Here is an 18,463-nt window from a genome sequence, read left to right as displayed (position 1 = left end):
AACAGGTCTCCTTTCATATATGAGATATTTTTGTCTTTTAATATTGGGTGATTTATAGTCGGTTTTCTATTTAATTCATTGAATTTTATCTTGTTATGGTGTTTTGGTCTCGTGTCTTTCGGTAAAATCATAAGATGTTGGGATTGATCAGATTGACTTTCGAAATTAACTTTGGCGTCAGTATTCGATTTTCTGCTCAGCAGGTGGTCACAATTCACGACAGGAAACAAAATTGAAAAGGATGTTTGGAACGATACGGAAGTTTTTTGGTGAGCAGCAGCTTGCAGCCGAAACAGGTTTAATTACGATATTATTTGGCGGAAAATCAGGCAACGCAGAGTTTGTTGCCAGTGAGACTTTTCGACATTTAAAGGAGAAAGGCAAGAAAGTGCGGCTGAAAAATATGTCGTCGTTTAAAGCAGAGAACCTGGCTTCGGAAAAGACAGTTCTTTTTGTGGTGAGCACTCATGGAGAGGGCGATCCACCTCCGGTAGCTGTCCGTTTTTTCAAGCACTTAAAGAATAAACAGATTCAACTTGATCATCTTGAGTTTTCGGTATGCGCGTTGGGCGATTCGGATTACGAGCATTTTTGCGAGGCCGGAAAGACACTGGAAAGGCTTTTGCTTGACAGCGGTGCCAAACCCTTTTCTCCGCGTGTAGACTGTGATGAAGCGTTTGAAACGAACGCTGCCGGCTGGATTTCAACGGTCTCTAAATTATTGGCAGGGAGCTCGAATGGTGATTCTTTTCTCATTGAGGAGCAAAAGAATCGATCGTGGAAGAAAGCAATTGTTAAAGAAAAAAGATGTCTCAATCCGGAGTCCGCAGAAGGGGTGTATCACATCAGTTTGGCTATTAACGGGCGAGAAGTGCAATATAAATCAGGTGATTCCATTGGCGTTGCGCCACAAAACTCTCCACGATTGGTCGCACTGATTGTCGCTAAGACCGGACTAAATCCAGAAGAGTTGATTCGAGAGGAAGAAGGTCTTTGCCTTCGCGAGTTTCTCTTGACAAAAGCTGAAATAACGACCTTGAGTCGTGGGGTTATGAAGCGTTATGCTGATTTATCGGGCGACGAAAATCTGTCGGACCTACTGGCAGACGACAAGGCGAGTTTGGATTACCAACGTAAGCATGATTTGATGGATATGTTGAACGACTTCCCGTATCTGTTTAATACATCGCAATTGGTTAGTTTACCCGACAAGTTGAAAATCCGCTATTATTCGATTTCATCCTTCCAGCAAATGAATGCTGATGAGCTGCAGCTAACAGTAAAACAGGTGCGGTTTAACCACAAGAATCGCGAACGTCAAGGCTCCTGTTCAACTTACTTGAGTGAATGGTTGGAAGTTGGCACGGCTGTTTCGTTTTTCATCGCGCCCGACGATGAATTCCGTTTGCCTGTCAATTCTTCAACGCCGGCAATTTTCATCGCAGCCGGGACTGGTATTGCTCCCGTTCGTGCGTTTTTACAGGAACGCCGAATGCATACAAATACCCGAAACTGGTTATTCTTTGGCGAAAAGACGCGAAAGTCTGATTATTTATATGGCGAAGAATTGGATGGATGGAAACGTGAAGGTTTGCTGGAAAATGTGAGTTTGGCTTTCTCCCGCGACCAATCGACGAAATTCTACGTGCAGGATGCCGTATTGAAAGAAGGTACTGAACTGCTGAGGTGGATTGACCAAGGTGCACATATTTACGTGTGTGGCTCGATAAAGATGGGGCAAAGCGTTAAGCAAACCATCAATGCGTTGTTGCAGGCCGAAGATAATGGCCTGACGGTGGATCAATTGCAAGCCGATAATCGCTATTGCGAAGATGTGTATTAGTTCATTTTTGAGTCGGTCTTTAACGGTTTGTTGAACGTTTTTTCCAAACATCTAATCGGAATGTAATTTTGGTTTAACGGATGCCGCTTCGTTTTTGCCTAGCTTTGACGCATCAATTTCAACAACAAAAGTTATGAAGTTTCGTGCGCTTGCTGCTTTTTCTTTTTTGTTAGTGGCGTCATGTTCTACATCTCATCAAAACGACAATCTACCGATTAACCAATACCAGGTAATCGGTTCTCACAATAGCTATAAACAGGCCATCGAGCCTGCGTTGATGGATTCGATGATTGCCAGAGATCCAAGAGCCACAGGTTTGCAGTACGCGCATGTCAGTCTTGCTGATCAGTTGGATTTAGGCTTACGCAATTTGGAAATTGACGTGTATGCTGACAGCCTGGGCGGTCGGTATGCTCATCCGGAAGGTTTGGATTGGGTGAAGCCCGAACAACCTTATGACCCCGATAGTTTGATGATGAAGCCGGGTTTCAAGGTCTTTCATATGATTGGCGTTGATTTTCTTAGCTCGTGTCCTACGCTAAAAATTGCGTTAGTTCAGTTGAAAGCTTGGTCTGAAGCTAATCCCGGACATTTTCCCGTGTTTATAACAATGGAAGTAAAAGGGTCTGCTGATCAGATGAAAGATGACCACTCAAAACTCACCGAACCGGAGCGATTAACATCAGCAACTTTTGATCGGCTGGATGAGGCAATTCGCGCGGGTTTGGGAGACGACAAGTTGATCACTCCGGATATGGTTCGTGCTGATTATCCTACATTAAATGAAGCAGTGACTAAAGGAAGCTGGCCGAAATTGGAAGACGCACAGGGGCGTTTCCTCTTCATTTTGGACGATGGAGGAGCAAAGCGGGACCTTTATATGCACGGGCATCCTTCGTTAATTGGTCGGGTATTGTTTGCCCGCGCCGAACCCGGTACTCCCGAAGCAGCAGCTTTGTTGTTAAACGATCCCGAAAACCCGGAAATCCCGAAGCTAGTCAAACAAGGCTACCTGATTCGTACGCGTGCGGATGCCAACACGGTCGAAGCCCGGAATAACGATTATTCGCGTTTTGAAACTGCTTGTGCATCGGGGGCTCAAATCATAACTACCGACTATTATCAGCCCAGTACATTTTTCGATTCGCCCTATCACATCGCTTTTGCAGACAGTACTTATGTTCGGGTGAATCCGCTTTTTGAGAAGCGTTAAGTAGCAGATTAAAAGAATCTTCCCATATTATTTCATACATTTGTTCATGACACTGTGCCCGTTTAACGGAGCGCAGTGTTTTTATTTTTAGCTAAGTCCTTGTTTGGTCGTTTTTGTTAACATTCCGTGCCCATTTTAAATTTTTCGAATGAAAATTGAAAAAAAGGAAACTGAAACTTTGCAGGGCTGAAAATTATCTTTCCTTTGTGAAAACAATGCAAAGCAATTCAATTCATACGATTCTCGTCGTCGCACTCGCGGTCATCGCGTTGGGCTAGGGAAGAGTATGGACAAAAAATATTAAAGCTATTGGAGCAAGGCCATTCTCTTCGGAGGGTGGCTTTTTTGTTTTTATTACTGTTTGATACAAATAATATGAGTCGATTGTCAATACATATTCTCGTCGCGGTCGCGGTTATCCTGGTGGAGTTGATCACCTAGGAGCGGGACTGTATTGCATGTTGCAAAGCCCTTTCCGGTGTGGTCAGCCCCGGGAAGGGCTTTTTGTTTTTGCCGATTTTAAACTTAAATAACAAACTATGGAAAATCAGTTTCCCGAAGAAAAATTCTCAGAACAATACCGAAATATACCGGTATCCTTTGTTCGCAGCATTTTAAATGCCATTGGCCAGCAAAAAATGATTTCGTTTGCCGGAGGATTGCCAAATCCGTCTTTGTTCCCGGTCGACGAATTGGCCGAGAGTACAAGGGCAGTAATGGCCGACGCTGGCCGTAATATTCTGCAATATGCCGGTTCGTTGGGGTATTACCCACTGCGCGAGTGGATTGCCAGTCGCTACAGTGCCAAGTATGGCATGAAGATTACACCGGAGATGGTTGTTATTACGAATGGTTCACAGCAGGCAATTGACATTTTGTCGAAGCTGTTTATCAATCCCGGAGATGGCGTGATTTTAGAAAAACCTAGCTATTTGGGAGCTATCCAATCGATGTCGGCTTATCTGCCCAATTTTAAGGAAGTAGACTTGCTGGAAGACGGTGCTGATTTGGCGCAGGTCGAAGACTTGTTTCTGAACGATGAAATCAAATTAATGTACGCGGTTACCAATGCCCAAAATCCATCGGGAATCAGTTATTCAGATGAAAAAAGACAGGATTTGGCGTTATTGTTACGTCGCTACAACCAGTTTTTGCTGGAAGACGATCCTTACAATGAAATTTGTTTTGGCGAGGAATTCCCTGCGCCGGTAAAAAAATATGCGCCGGATCATGTAGCCTGGACTGGCTCGTTCTCGAAAATGGTCGCTCCTGGACTGCGCAATGGTTGGGTGATTCTGCCGCCGGCTTTGGTACCGCATTTCGATAAAGCGAAACAGGCAGCTGATTTGCACTCGAATAACCTGACTCAATACGTTTTGCACCACTACTTGACGCACAACGATCTGGATGAACATTTAAGCCGGACTAGAACAAAATATGAGGAACAGGCAGCCTGTATGGTTGATATGTTGAATCGCTATTTGCCGGATGACGTAAAGGTGACCCAGCCAACTGGTGGCATGTTTATCTGGCTGACGCTGCCGGATGGTTTACGTGCTGACGAGCTGATTAAATCGACCATGGAACGCGGCGTGATTTTCGTTCCCGGGAATTCGTTCTACACCAAAGGGCAGGGCAGCAATCATATTCGTTTGAACTTTACAAACGCAGATCCGGACGAAATTGAAAAAGGCGTGCAGATTATTGCCGAAGAAATGAAGAAAGTTCTTTGCGCGGTTTAGTTGAAGCGCGGGGTGGCATCCGTTTAAAAGATGTCGCCCCAAGGCACTTCTAACTGAAAGAAATAATTATCTTGTGGTGTTCGTCTATTAAAACCGACAGGAGGACTCGTTTATGCAAATGAATTCGGCAATGGAAACAGCTTTGGCAGCTTTGACTGCAATGGTTGTGGCACAGGCAGTAAAACTGATCAATTTCAAAATTAGAAAAGGAAAATGGAATTTCGAGTTGCTGAAGTCGAACGGTGGGTGGCCCAGCTCGCACACGGCGGTGGTAACAGCTTTAACTTGTACCATTGGTTTTTTCGAGGGAATTGACAATTACTTTTTTGCCATCGCCATTACGTTCTCCATCATCACCATTCACGATGCGATGGGCGTGCGCTACGAAGCCAGTAAACATGCACGTTTCCTCAATATATTATCGAAGAGAATCGATTTTGAAGAGCTGAAAGAATTTAAGAGTGCCCAGCTGAAAGAAAGCCTGGGGCACACCTTTCGCGAAGTCTTTGGTGGTGTAATCGTTGGTATTTTGGTTGCCCTGTTTTTCCGGTTACTGGGCTAGAAAATACAAACAAGAATTTTCGTGTCTGGTCTTCTGATGTTTTTAGTTGATACTGCTCAAGTCAATATCACTAAACTGAGGATTGTTAGAATTGTACCAAATCCTCACGGTAATTGGACCATTATTATTCTTTTGTTGATTTCTGATTTTCAAAATAGCTTCATTTTGAGGTACCAGAGACTTTCCCGCGAAGTTTACGCCATCGACTGAAAACTCGTACGAAATCTCATAGCCGGAGGTCATATAGTTAGCTCCTTTGTAGCCTTGAAAATAGCCACCTCTTTCAGCAATATGAGTTATATACCCTTTGGTCGTTTGATCGAATCTTAAATAGTCAACACGATTGCTTTTGGGTTTGATAGTTTGTGAAAAGGCAATGAGGCCAACGATCAGGGCAATACCAATAGTGCTTATCGTGCTCTTGGTATCCCATTTTGCGGGAGATTGGGGTGTTTTATTTCTGATTTTAGTTTTCATAAAGCACTTTCTAGCTAGAAACTGCAATCTCAAACGGCATCCGAAAGTCGCATCCCGATTTGAAATTAGTACAACCGTAAGCGGTTTTCCCCTTTACAATTTTGCCCACGTTACATTTGGGGCAGCTGCTGTCGTCTTTAATCTCGGTTTGCAGAATGAGCTCGCTATTCTCGTTGAGGATCAATTTGCCGTCAATTTTTAGATCGTTGTAGCTAAAACCTTTAATAACCGGGCTTTTCTTTTTGGTTGCCAATGTTATTACCTGCTTGTCGGTCAGTTGCTTTTCGTACATGGCAAACGGAATTGTAAAACGGCAGCCTGCTTTCCATTCCGAGCAGCCCCAGGCCGAGTTTCCTTTTAGCAGCTTTCCTTTTCCACACTTCGGACATTCAATATTATCAGCCGCATTTTGGGCCGCTTCTTTTTTCTGTTGCTTCGCCTCTTCTTTGGCTCTCGCCTTCAGTGTTTCCTCGTCTTCCAGAATGGTGATCTGCCTGCGTGGCGAGCTTTTTACCTGGTTAATCACTTCGGAAACCATCGTCTTCATTTCGTCCATAAATTGAGCGATTTCTACCTCGCCCGATTCAATCTGGCGTAATTTTCGCTCCCACTGGCCGGTGAGTTCGGCCGATTTCAACAGATCGTTTTCAATACTCTGAATGAGTTCAACTCCGGTTGGCGTTGCAACCAAGCGTTTTCGCTCCTTCTGAATGTAGCGACGGCGGAAGAGGGTTTCAATAATGTTGGCACGGGTTGAAGGGCGGCCAATGCCGTTTTCCTTCATGAGCTCGCGCAGCTCTTCGTCGTCCATGTTTTTGCCGGCCGTTTCCATCGCTCGCAGCAAAGTCGCTTCGGTGAAATATTGCGGTGGCTGGGTTTGCTTTTCCTGCAAATCGGGTTGATGCGGACCGTGTTCTCCCTTGGTAAAGGCTGGCAGAATCCGATCTTCGCTGTTGTCGTCCTTGTCTTCGTTTTGGAAGACTACGCGCCAGCCCGGTTCCAGAATTTGTTTCCCGGTAGTTTTAAAATCGTGTTGGGCGATCTTTGCTTCAACACTGGTGTTGGCCACTTTACAGTCGGGGTAAAACACAGCGATGAAACGTTTGCAAACTAAATCGAAAACTTTCCGTTCGGCATCGCTCAAATCGATCCGGTTTTGCCCGGTTGGTATGATGGCGTGGTGATCGGTGATTTTCTTGTTGTCGAATACCTTTTTCGATTTCCGGATTTTGCCGGCTTCCAAAATCGGTTGCGTCAGGCTTTCGTAGCCTTTCATATTTTTTAGTGTTGCCGGCACCTTCTTGTAAATATCGTCCGACAGGAAGGTGGTGTCAACACGCGGATAGGTCGTTACTTTTTTCTCGTAAAGCGACTGGATGGTGCGCAGCGTATCGTCCGCACTCATGCTGAACTTGCGGTTGCATTCAATCTGCAACGAAGTCAGGTCGAAGAGGCGGGGAGGGTGCTCGCTGCTGTTCTTGGTTTCAATATTGCCAATGTACAGGTCGATGCCGGAAATTTCCTGTAACACGGTTTGCGCGTCCTCCGGCTTCTGAAAACGTCCGCTGGTCGCCGAAAAAACGGTGTCGCGGTAAATAGTTTTGATTTCCCAATAAGGCACCGGTTTGAAGTTCTCAATCTCCAGTTGACGTTCAACAATCATCGCCAAAGTTGGTGTCTGCACGCGGCCGATAGATAGCACTTGTTTATTCTGCCCGTATTTCAGCGTGTAGGCGCGTGTAGCGTTCATGCCCAGCAACCAGTCGCCGATGGCACGGGCGCTCCCGGCTTCGTAGAGTTTGTCGAATTCTTCGCCTTCATGCAGCTTTTCAAAACCCTCGCGAATGGCCTCTTCCGTCAGCGACGAAATCCAGAGGCGTTTGACCGGGGCTTTGTTGATGGCTTTGGTGAGCACCCAGCGCTGGATGAGCTCTCCTTCCTGGCCGGCATCACCGCAGTTGATGATCTCCTGCGCTTCGCTGATGAGTTTCTCCAGAATGCCGAATTGCTTTTGCACCCCGCTGTCTTCAATGACTTTGATCGCGAAACGTGGCGGAATCATGGGAAGGTAGCGCATGTCCCAGTATTTCCATTTGTCAGTGTAATCGTGTGGTTCTTTTAGGGTGCACAAGTGTCCGAATGTCCAGCTCACCTGGTAGCCATTTCCTTCAAAATAACCGTCGCGGCGGGTTTTGGCCCCGATAATTTGGGCGATTTCTCTGGCTACACTAGGTTTTTCGGCAATACAAAGTTTCATGGTGAAGGCAAAAGTTGAAAGTCAAAAGCTGCAAGAAGTAAACTTCAAGCTGTAAATTGGTTGCTTTCCAATTTGTCAATTGTAAATAGCTAAATCGTAACTGTTTGAATACTGATCACTTCGAACTGGTCACTGTCACACAGCTTTTATTCCGTCATCTTCAATCGTAATTAAACGTTGCTTGTAGAGCGAACCGATCGCTTTTTTGAAGTTCTTTTTGCTGATTCCGAACAGTTTTGATATTTCGTTCGGATCGGTTTTATCGTTGACAGGCATGAAATTTCCTGCTTCTTTCAATTTGTCCAAAACGCCTTGAGCGATGCTGTCAATTTTCTCGTATCCCGGCTTTTGAAGTACCAGGTCGATCTTCTCGTCGGGGCGCACATTCTTGATGTACCCTTTCAAGCGGTCGCCGGTTTTCAACGGCTGGAACACTTCATTTTTAAAGATCAAGCCCCAGTGGCTGTTGTCGATAATAGCTTTGTAGCCCAAGTCGGTTTTGCCCGCAATAATCAGGTCCACTTCTTCTCCGGCTTCGTAGTCAACGGGTAGGTTATCAACGAACTTATCAAGTTTTGAGGAGCCTACAATACGCTGCGTTTCGTCGTCAACGTAAACAAAAACCAGGTAGTTGCGGCCTTCTTCCATGGGGAATTGCTGTTCGCGGAAAGGCACGAGCAGGTCTTTTTGCAAGCCCCATTCCATGAAGGCGCCAACAGGAGTGGTCGAAACGACCTTCAGCATCGCAAAATCGCCAACCATGGCCAGCGGTGTTTCAGTGGTTGCAATAAGCCGGTCTTCCGAGTCGAGGTAGATGAACACCTCAATCTGGTCGCCCACTTTGCAGTTTGCAGGAACATAGCGTTTCGGTAAAAGAATTTCACCTTGTTCACCACCATCTAGGTACAATCCAAAGTCAACTTCTTTGACAATTTCCAACTCATTCAATAAACCAATTGCAGCCATAAATCTGTATTTCTTTGCCCGCAAAGGTAGTTCTTTCGACGGAATTTGCCATTCGAAATTTTGATGCCTGCGATTACTTCAAAATAAAGTGAACTGACATTGAAAGATGTTTTTGCATTGATCTGCTTTCGAATACGATAAAAAATTTATTTTTGTCTTATACCGAGTGAGTTCTTGACTGAACGCAGGAACGTGAGGAGGGAGATTGATTTTCGGGACGATATAATCAAGGAAAGTAAATGAAAGAATTAGAGCGTAGTAGCGGAGTCTTATTGCATTTAAGTTCGCTGCCGAATAAATACGGAGTTGGCACTTTGGGAAAAGATGCCTATGAGTTTGTTGATTTTTTGGCGGAAACGAAACAACGATTGTGGCAAATTTTGCCGATCGGGCCGACTGGCTATGGGAATTCACCTTACCAGTCGTATTCCGTTTTTGCAGGAAACCTTCTGTTTATCAGTTTGGAACGATTGACCGACGAGGGGCTGCTGGCAGAGGAAGACTTGCTGGGCTTTCCAGAGTTATCAGAGAAGAAAGTTGAGTACGATACAGTGGTGGTTGAAAAGACGGCGCTGCTACGGAAAGCTTACGAGGCTTTTTCCGAAAATTTTGACGACTGGAAAGAAGATTACTACACCTTTTTAGGCGAGCATTCGTGGTGGCTGACGGATTATGCCTTGTTCCGTGCCCTGAAGAACAACGATGAAGATTTGTGCTGGAACGAATGGGACGACGAGCTCAGAAAGCGCCAATCTCACGCCGTTGATGTTGCGCTTTTGGAAAGCGATGGCGAGGTTAATTTCCATCGGTTCGTTCAGTTTATTTTTTTCCGGCAGTGGTTCCAGTTGAAGAATTATGCCAATTCAAAAGGGATTCTGATTTTTGGCGATCTTCCGTTATACGTGTCGCTTGACAGCTCTGATGTTTGGGGCAACCAGGATATTTTCATGCTGAATGACAAAGGTGAAATGACCCATGTCGGGGGCGTTCCTCCGGATTATTTCAGTGAAACAGGCCAGTACTGGGGATGCCCGATTTTTAATTGGGACCGGTTGGCTGAGCGGCAATACGATTGGTGGGCGGCGCGAATTCATTTCAACCTGCGCATGTTCGACCTGGTGCGGATTGACCATTTCCGTGGTTTGGAGTCGTTTTGGTCAATTCCGGCGAGTGAAGAAAACGCTATTAACGGCGAATGGTGGCCGGCCAAAGGCTTTGAGATGCTGAGTTTACTGAAATCGCAATTGGGCTATCTACCTGTAATTGCTGAAGACCTTGGTATTATTACACCGGAAGTGGAGGCGCTTCGCGATGCTTTTGAATTGCCCGGCATGAAGGTGCTGCAATTTGCTTACGCCTCGGATGCAACCAATGTGAATTTGCCGCACAATTACGGACAAAACTTCGCAGTTTACACAGGTACACACGATAACGACACGACTTTAGGCTGGCTAAAAACAGCGACGAAAGAAGAGCGAAAAAATCTGAAAAGTTACTTCACGGCAGGCTGGAACATTTTGCATCGCAGTTTGCTGGAAACAGCTTGGGCATCGGTGGCCAAAATTGCGATTGTGCCGATGCAGGATTTGTTGGAACTTGACGGCAAGCACCGCATGAACACCCCGGGAACAGTGAAAAATAACTGGGAATGGCGGATGGAATGGCGCATGCTGAAAAAGACGCACAAAGACTTTTTAGTCGATCTGACAGAAAAGTACAACCGTGTGGTGAAGTTGGACGAGTAGGAGGAAGTCGCGTCGCGGGTTTCGAGTTGCGGGTTATGAGTTTCGGGTTTCGAGTTTCAATCAGCAACCAGTAACCAGTAACCAGAAACGAGTAACTAGATAAACCTCAGCAAGGCTTCCATAAACAGCTTGGGTTGTTCGGCGTGGAGCCAATGCCCGGCATCCGGAATTGTTTCGATCACGGCTTCAGGATAAATTTCTTTCACCATTTTCACATCTTCCTCGGTCAGGTAATTGGATTTTGCGCCGCGAATAAACAGCACCGGGTAGGCCACGATTGGGATTCGGTCGTCAATCCAGCGGTAATTCATCCCTGAAATAATTTCATCCAGCGAATCATTCAGTACTTCAACATTCACACGGCAGTGGAATTGCTGGGTTTCTTTGTCGAGATAGATGCTTTTCAGAAGGAACATTACCAAATCCTGGCTACCCAGTTTGAGCATCAGAAAATTGGAAATTTCTTCGCGCGAATGGTATGCTTCGCAGTTATTCTGCAATTCGATCAGTGTTTGCAGGATAAGCTGGTGCTGGTAGTATTGGCTGTTTTCACCCAATTCGAGATAATCTTTCGGAGCGATGTCGGCAACAATGAGTTTTTCGACTTTTTCGGGATACTCTGCGGCGAAAAACATAGCCGTTTTTCCACCCATGCTGTGGCCGATGAGAATAGCTTTGTCAATGTTGTGTTTTTCAAAAAACTCAGCCAAATCCTCTTTCATCAGCTCGTACGTGTGCTCTTCTGCATTTGGCGAACGGCCGTGATTGCGCTGATCTATCAAATAAACATGGTGATTTTTGCCCAACTTTTTGCCAACAGTAAGCCAGTTATCTGACGATCCGTAGAGTCCGTGCACAATGACGATATTCTTTCCCTGCGATCCTTCTTCTCTGAAAAATAAATCCATATGATTTGGGTGGTTAATAGGGTAAAATAGGAAGCCGGAACAATTCCCGGCTCATTCAGTGGGTTTTGTATGGGGACATTCACAAGCAATGCCCCAACCCGCAACTCTTAACACGTAACGCGCAACCCGTATTATGGTTTAAGACATTCGAGGTATTCCTTAATGGTATTGTGAAGCCCGAGGTACAACGCATCGGCAACCAGCGCGTGACCAATTGAGACTTCATCGATGTAAGGAATCATGTCGACCAGATATTTCAGATTTTTCAAATTCAAGTCGTGACCCGCGTTAATGCCGAGGCCCAGGTTGTGGGCCAGTTTGGCGGCTTCCACAAAGGGAGCGACTGCTTTTTCGGCGTCTTTCATGTAAAGACTGGCGTATGGCTCGGTGTACAATTCAATACGATCTGTGCCGACACGTTTGGCGCCTTCAACCATTTTTAAATCAGGATCAACGAAGATCGAAGTCCGGATGCCATTCTTTTTTAACTCTTTGATAACATCGACCAAAAAAGCTTCATTTTCAATGGTATTCCAGCCGTGATCCGAAGTGAGCTGCCCCGGTTTATCCGGTACAAGCGTGGCCTGGTCGGCCTTTACGTCGATCACTAATTTCAGAAAATCTTCACTTGGATAACCTTCGATATTTAATTCGGTGTAAATGTGAGGCTTAATGTCGTAAACATCCTGCCGGCGAATATGCCTTTCATCCGGTCTTGGATGAACTGTAATTCCTTCTGCACCAAATTTTTGACAGTTAATAGCTGCCTCTACAACACTAGGCACCGATCCTCCTCTGGAGTTTCTCAGTGTCGCTATTTTGTTTATATTTACACTAAGTCTGGTCATAATAATTTAATAGGGCAGCAAAGTTACGATTTAATTGTTTGAACCGGAAAATTAAGAATAAAGAATTGTTAGCAAGCGAACTCATATCAGATGTAATCCCATCATTGCGACTGACTGATAATGGTCAGAAAGCACTGAACTGGATGGAGATTTTCCGCATATCGCATTTGCCGGTGGTGGATAATCATATTTATACCGGATTGATTGCCGATAAGACCATTTATGACCTGAATTTGAATGAAGAGTTAATGGAGAACTGTCGGGATCATATGTTGACTCCTCATGTTCACGCCAACCAACATATTTATGAGGTGGTTTCTCTCGTGTCGGAGTTGAAATTGTCGGTTGTGCCGGTTTTGGATAGCGATCATCAGTACATGGGCGTGATTACCGTGAATGATCTGGCACAGAAATTTGCCGACCTGGTCGCAGTGAAAGAGCCGGGTGGGGTATTGGTGCTGGATTTGAATCCGTACGATTATTCGCTTTCTGAGATCGCCCGGATTGTGGAGGGCAACGATGCCAAAATTTTAAGCTTTTATGTGTCGAAAGCTCACAACTCGCAACAAATAACGGTTACCCTGAAAGTGAACCAAATGGATTTGTCGGGAATTATTCAAACCTTTGTACGCTACAATTATTCAATCCGATCGGTTTTTATGGATGAGAGCGTTTTGAAGCACATGTATGACGACCGGTTCGAGATGTTAATGAAATACCTGAATATTTAGCTTAGCTAATTTGTTATGAGCGTTGCCATTTTTGGACTCAGTGTCGATTCTTCTTTTATGCCTGACATGAGCAGGCTGTTCTCACTTCTCCATTCGCAGGGAGAAAAAATTTACCTCTACCAGCCGTTTTTCAACTCGATCAAGGATCGTTGTGATAAGATGCCCGAGATTGAAGGTTTCTTCACTTTTGGTTACGAGTTGCCTGAATCGACACGGTTTCTGATTAGTATTGGTGGAGACGGAACACTGTTGAAGTCGATGCTGACTTTGAAGAATAAGTCGCTGCCTGTCATTGGTATTAACACCGGTCGTTTGGGATTTTTGTCAGCAGTTTCGCGCAATCATATCGATGAGGCCATTCGCTATCTTCTCACCGAGCAGTATGATATCGAAGAACGTTCGGTTCTGCAGTTTGACGACGGCGTAGAGTTGTTCGGTGATTTCAATTACGCGTTGAACGAAATCACGGTGACAAAGATGGATAGTTCATCGATGATTAATATCCATACTTACCTGAATGATGAATACCTCACCACGTATTGGGCCGACGGAGTTATCATCAGCACACCAACCGGATCGACTGCCTATTCGCTGAGCGTGGGCGGGCCGATTCTGACACCCGATTCGAAAAGTTTTATTATTACTCCTATTGCACCGCATAATTTGACCATGCGCCCCATCGTCGTTCCGGACGACAATAAAATTACTTTGATGGTAGAAGGACGGGGACAGCAGTTCCTTTGTTCTCTCGATTCGCGTTCCGAAGCTGTCAACTTTCCGGGCAAAGTCGTTGTGAGTAAGGCCAATTTCTCCGTGAAGACTGTGAAGCTCCCGGGGCATGGTTTTTTCAGCACTTTGCGCAACAAACTGATGTGGGGAACCGACCGCCGAAATTAATTTTCCAACTTAACAATTTTTAACCTCAATTTGGGTTTTATAGTAGGCGGCAAGCATGATGTTTTCAGAATTATATTACTTTTGTAGCCTTTGAAAGGTGTTATGTTCAGATGTTAATCGTAAGGCTGAAAACAACTTGCAATGCTGTCTTTTTTATCAACCCTTTCACGTTAAAAGATTGGAAATGAAAAGATTGCTCTTGGTTGCTCTAAGCATCTTATTTTTGCAGGTTGCGCAAGCTCAACAACAAACAGCTGATATAGGCCTTTGGGGAGGCCTGGGGACGTACTCAGGAGATATGACTTTAGTCGAAACAAAGAGTTCTTTGGGGCCTGCGGGCGGAATATTTTTGCGGTACAATTTTAACCCGCGTTATTCAATTCGTGGCACCCTCATGTTGGAGAGAATTAAAGCAACCGGTGAGTTTGAATCATCGCCCTGGGAATTCAGTAAAACAGTTACTGATGTATCGGGCATGTTCGAGTTCAATTTTTTCAAGTACATCATCGGTAGTAGCAAGTATTCCATTACCACCTATTTGATCGGTGGTTTGGGTGTTAGCTTCTATCCGTACGAATTTGACCCTGTTGCTTTAAATGCAGTTGGCGCTTATGTCGATCCGGCAGGTGATGACAAAAACGTAGCTGCATTGAATATGCCTTTCGGCTTCGGGTTTAAATTCAATATCGGCGAAAGATGGAGCGTTGGACTGGAAAGTCAGTTCCGCAAGTATTTCGATGATAAACTGGATAACCTGGACGATCCAAAAGCATTTGTCAATCCAACAACCGGCGTTTTGACGGAGTATACAAGTTCCCTGCATAATAATGATTGGACCTATCATTTGGGGGTACATGTTTGCTACCGGTTTTATCAAGGTGGTAAAAAATGTCCCGCCTATGATAATATAAACTAGAATGACGCTGAAAGAAAAATTAAATGCTAGCAAGATTCCGGAACATGTAGCCATCATCATGGATGGAAACGGTCGTTGGGCCGCACAACATGGAAACGAACGATTCTTCGGGCACGAACAAGGTGTAGAGTCTGTTCGCTCGGTCTTGGAAGGTGCTAGCGACATCGGGATTAAATACCTGACATTGTACGCGTTCTCTACCGAGAACTGGTCACGACCGAAATCTGAAGTTGATGCTTTGATGGGCCTTCTGGTTCATGCGATCAATAACGAGACTGAGTCGCTGAAAGAGAAAAACGTCAGGTTAAGTATGATCGGCGACTTTGATAGTCTTCCAGCCGAAGTTCAGGAAAAACTAAACTGGTCGATAAAAGAACTGCAGGATTGCACCGGTGTAAACCTGGTTCTTGCGCTCAGTTACAGCTCTAAATGGGAAATTACAGAAGCTGTTCGCAAAATTGCATTGGACGTAAAAGACGGGAAACTTCAGCCCGAAAGTATCAATAAGGAACTAATCGATAATTATTTAGCCACAAAAGGAATCCCTGATCCGGAATTACTCATCCGTACCAGTGGTGAAACCAGGATAAGTAACTTTTTGCTTTGGCAAATTGCTTATGCTGAGTTTTATTTTACTCCGGTTCTCTGGCCCGACTTCACGAAGGAAAATCTTTTTGAAGCCGTCTACGACTTTCAGAACAGAGAACGTCGCTTTGGAAAAACCAGTCAACAAATTTTGTGAGCTAAACAACAACCAGAAAATGCGTAAACTCAAAATTTTCTTCGTACTCTTTATCGTGAGCTTGTCTGTGTTTGCACAGGAAGAAGGAACAAACTTTTCAATTTACTATTCGAGCCCTAAAAAATATACAATCGCCGGTATTGATGTTGCCGGTATTCGTTACCTGGACACTAACGTGCTGATCCAGGTTTCAGGGCTTTCTGTTGGACAGGAAATCACTGTTCCGGGAGAAGAAGTGACCAATGCAATTAAAAAGCTTTGGGGAAATCAAATGTTTTCCGATGTAAGAATCGAAGCAACAAAAGTAGTAGACAGTAATATTTGGTTGACCATCTATCTCCAGGAGCGTCCGCGCCTGGCTGATGTCAACTTCTTCGGCGTTTCAAAATCTGAACGCGACGATATCACCGAACGTGTACTATTATTAAAAGGAAGCCAGGTAACCGACAACCAGCTGAATAACGCTGAAAGGATTATCACAAGCATTTTCCACGAAAAAGGTTATTTAAATACAGTAGTTAATATTGTACAGCGTGACGACACAACCCAGGAGAACAGCGTGATTCTGGATATCAATGTTGACAAAAAGGAAAAGGTTAAAATTGAGAAGATTGATTATCATGGCATTGACCACTTGAAAGCCGGTACATTGAATAAGGCGATGAAGAAAACCAATGAACGTGGAATCAAAAACTTCTTCAAGACGAAGAAATTCCTGGAAGATAAATACAAAGAAGATAAAGGAAACATCATTTCAAAATATAACGAGAAAGGTTATCGTGATGCGACAATCGTTGCAGATACAATTACGCCTTTGGCGAATGGCCGCGTGAAACTGGATATTTACATAGATGAAGGTGATAAATACTATTTCGGTGACATTCGCTGGATGGGAAATACAGTGTATCCTTCTGATTATCTGAATGCTGTGCTTGGTGTTCAGAAGGGTGATGTTTTCGACCAAAAGACATTGGATAAGCGTCTGAACGAGGACGAGGATGCCGTAAGTAACTTGTATTTGGACAACGGTTACTTATTCTTCAACCTCGAGCCGGTTGAGTCGAGCATCAAAGAGGATACAATCAACTTTGAGATGCGTATTTACGAAGGTAACCAGGCTACAATTAACCGGGTTATCATAGAAGGTAATACTAAAACACACGAACACGTTGCTCGTCGTGAATTGCGTACCTATCCTGGCGACTTGTTTAGTAAAGCATTGATTATTCGTTCAGTACGTGAACTTTCGCAGTTGGGACACTTCGATCCGGAAGCCATTAACCCGGTTCCGATTCCTCACCCGGAAGATGGTACTGTAGATATTAAATACGAACTTCAGGAAAAAGCCAACGACCAGATTGAATTGTCAGGAGGTTGGGGTGCCCGTATGTTTGTGGGTACCATTGGTTTGCGTTTCTCAAACTTCTCGGTTCGTAACATTTTTAATAAAGATGCCTGGAGACCACTGCCAACGGGTGATGGTCAAACCTTGAGTATTCGTGCGCAAACCAGCGGTAAGTTTTACAACTCATACAGCTTCTCGTTTGTGGAACCATGGCTCGGTGGTAAAAAACCAAACTCATTGTCAGTTTCGTTTTCGCGTTCGAGAGTGAACTATTCGGCAAATAATTATTACAGCAGTGCGTACAGCCCATACGGAACAGGCTACAGTAGTTATTACGGATCATCTTATTATGGTTCAGGCTATAATTACACATACGATACGGATGAGTCGGATGATCAAATTCAGGTAACCTCTTCAATTGCTGTTGGTTATGGTTATCGTTTGAAGTGGCCGGATGACTTCTTTACCATGTATCACGAGGTTTCGCTGCAGCATTACAGCCTGAAGAACATGGCCAACTACTATTACTTCCTGAATGATGATGATGGTGATGGTAGTGGTGAGTTTAACAACCTGAGTTTCAAGACAACATTTGGTCGAAACTCGATTGACCAGCCTCTGTTCCCTCGTTCCGGTTCCGAGTTCTCGCTCTCGTTGCAGTTTACTCCGCCATACTCATTAATTAATGGTGTAGATTATAGTAATACCGATTTGACGAGTGAGGAAAGGTACAAATGGATCGAGTATCACAAGTGGAAGTTCAAAGGAGCTTGGTATACGCCAATCTCGAAGAACAGAAACCTGGTTTTGCACACGCAAGTTGAATATGGATTCCTTGGTTACTACGACAAAAACCGTCGTTCGCCTTTCGAGCGTTTCCGTGTCGGTGGATCCGGGATGTCCGGCTACAACTTCTATGGAGCAGACATTGTTGCATTGCGTGGTTACCAGGATTATAGTTTGAGTCCGACTACAGGTTCAAATATTTACGATAAGGTGACGTTGGAATTGCGTTATCCTGTTACATTGAAACCGTCAGCAACGATTTATGTGTTGAGTTTCCTTGAGGGAGGTAATGCATTTATGGACTTTGAAGATTATAACCCGTTCAATCTGAAACGTTCAGCGGGTGTCGGTGTGCGCATCTTCCTGCCAATGTTCGGTTTGATGGGTATCGACTGGGGTTACGGGTTTGACGATGTTAACGGAGATAGCTCTGTTTCAGGAAGTCAGTTCCACTTCGTGATTGGACAGCAGTTCTAATGACGGCG

General features: G+C 44.7%; 15 protein-coding genes. 10 read left to right on the top strand and 5 right to left on the bottom strand.

All coding sequences use genetic code 11. From position 1 onward, the window contains the following. The first annotated feature begins 241 nt into the window (after positions 1 to 241). From BC643_RS04515 to BC643_RS04500, 4 genes are all read left to right on the top strand, one after another. Entirely contained in the window at positions 242 to 1,843 is a 1,602-nt protein-coding gene (locus BC643_RS04515; RefSeq protein ID WP_120271967.1) for a diflavin oxidoreductase, read from the top strand. A gap of 133 nt (positions 1,844 to 1,976) precedes the next feature. Next, positions 1,977 to 3,056, top strand: a complete 1,080-nt coding sequence (locus BC643_RS04510; RefSeq protein WP_120271966.1) for a phosphatidylinositol-specific phospholipase C1-like protein — start codon at positions 1,977 to 1,979, stop codon at positions 3,054 to 3,056. Positions 3,057 to 3,595: 539 nt separating this feature from the next. After that, positions 3,596 to 4,798, top strand: a complete 1,203-nt coding sequence (locus BC643_RS04505; protein ID WP_120271965.1) for an aminotransferase-like domain-containing protein — start codon at positions 3,596 to 3,598, stop codon at positions 4,796 to 4,798. Between the two features lie 130 nt (positions 4,799 to 4,928). Then, a complete protein-coding gene (locus BC643_RS04500; protein WP_211337981.1) occupies positions 4,929 to 5,360 on the top strand; it encodes a divergent PAP2 family protein in 432 nt (143 codons plus the stop codon). Between the two features lie 42 nt (positions 5,361 to 5,402). Here the strand turns inward: BC643_RS04500 and BC643_RS04495 are convergent, their stop codons facing one another. The 3 genes from BC643_RS04495 to BC643_RS04485 form a co-directional block, all read right to left on the bottom strand. Continuing rightward, positions 5,403 to 5,837, bottom strand: coding sequence for a hypothetical protein (locus tag BC643_RS04495; RefSeq protein ID WP_120271963.1), 435 nt, complete (start codon positions 5,835 to 5,837; stop codon positions 5,403 to 5,405). 10 nt (positions 5,838 to 5,847) lie between these two features. Next, positions 5,848 to 8,094 carry a type IA DNA topoisomerase gene (locus tag BC643_RS04490; protein WP_120271962.1) on the bottom strand — a complete coding sequence of 749 codons (2,247 nt, stop codon included), beginning with the start codon at positions 8,092 to 8,094 and terminating at the stop codon, positions 5,848 to 5,850. A gap of 135 nt (positions 8,095 to 8,229) precedes the next feature. Beyond that, positions 8,230 to 9,060 (bottom strand): CvfB family protein, encoded by an 831-nt coding sequence (locus BC643_RS04485; protein ID WP_120271961.1) that lies wholly within the window; start codon positions 9,058 to 9,060, stop codon positions 8,230 to 8,232. A 239-nt stretch (positions 9,061 to 9,299) separates the two neighbouring features. Between BC643_RS04485 and malQ the strand changes: the two genes are divergently transcribed. After that, positions 9,300 to 10,805, top strand: coding sequence for a 4-alpha-glucanotransferase (gene malQ / locus BC643_RS04480; protein ID WP_120271960.1), 1,506 nt, complete (start codon positions 9,300 to 9,302; stop codon positions 10,803 to 10,805). A gap of 95 nt (positions 10,806 to 10,900) precedes the next feature. Here malQ and BC643_RS04475 read toward each other — a convergent pair whose 3' ends face one another. Both BC643_RS04475 and BC643_RS04470 read right to left on the bottom strand, forming a co-directional pair. Continuing rightward, positions 10,901 to 11,713: an alpha/beta fold hydrolase gene (locus BC643_RS04475; protein ID WP_120271959.1), complete on the bottom strand. Its 813-nt coding sequence runs from the start codon at positions 11,711 to 11,713 to the stop codon at positions 10,901 to 10,903. 131 nt (positions 11,714 to 11,844) lie between these two features. Next, positions 11,845 to 12,561: a pyridoxine 5'-phosphate synthase gene (locus tag BC643_RS04470; protein WP_120271958.1), complete on the bottom strand. Its 717-nt coding sequence runs from the start codon at positions 12,559 to 12,561 to the stop codon at positions 11,845 to 11,847. A 38-nt stretch (positions 12,562 to 12,599) separates the two neighbouring features. Between BC643_RS04470 and BC643_RS04465 the strand changes: the two genes are divergently transcribed. The 5 genes from BC643_RS04465 to bamA all read left to right on the top strand — a co-directional run bounded on the left by BC643_RS04465 (position 12,600) and on the right by bamA (position 18,455). Then, the gene (locus BC643_RS04465; protein WP_245994857.1) at positions 12,600 to 13,292 is read left to right on the top strand and encodes a CBS domain-containing protein; all 693 of its coding nucleotides are present in this window, start codon (positions 12,600 to 12,602) and stop codon (positions 13,290 to 13,292) included. 15 nt (positions 13,293 to 13,307) lie between these two features. After that, the gene (locus BC643_RS04460) at positions 13,308 to 14,189 is read left to right on the top strand and encodes an NAD kinase (protein ID WP_120271957.1); all 882 of its coding nucleotides are present in this window, start codon (positions 13,308 to 13,310) and stop codon (positions 14,187 to 14,189) included. A gap of 184 nt (positions 14,190 to 14,373) precedes the next feature. Beyond that, entirely contained in the window at positions 14,374 to 15,105 is a 732-nt protein-coding gene (gene porG / locus BC643_RS04455) for a type IX secretion system protein PorG (RefSeq protein WP_120271956.1), read from the top strand. Between the two features lies 1 nt (position 15,106). Continuing rightward, on the top strand, positions 15,107 to 15,847 hold the full coding sequence (locus BC643_RS04450; RefSeq protein ID WP_120271955.1) for an isoprenyl transferase: 741 nt from the start codon (positions 15,107 to 15,109) through the stop codon (positions 15,845 to 15,847). A 19-nt stretch (positions 15,848 to 15,866) separates the two neighbouring features. Next, complete coding sequence (gene bamA, locus BC643_RS04445; protein WP_120271954.1) at positions 15,867 to 18,455, top strand: outer membrane protein assembly factor BamA; 2,589 nt, start codon at positions 15,867 to 15,869, stop codon at positions 18,453 to 18,455. The last annotated feature ends 8 nt before the right edge of the window (positions 18,456 to 18,463 follow it).

This window comes from Mangrovibacterium diazotrophicum, from assembly GCF_003610535.1.
Classification (GTDB): domain Bacteria; phylum Bacteroidota; class Bacteroidia; order Bacteroidales; family Prolixibacteraceae; genus Mangrovibacterium; species Mangrovibacterium diazotrophicum.
The sequence above is the reverse complement of the archived record's forward strand: the minus strand, read 5'-3'. Positions and strand labels throughout refer to the sequence as shown.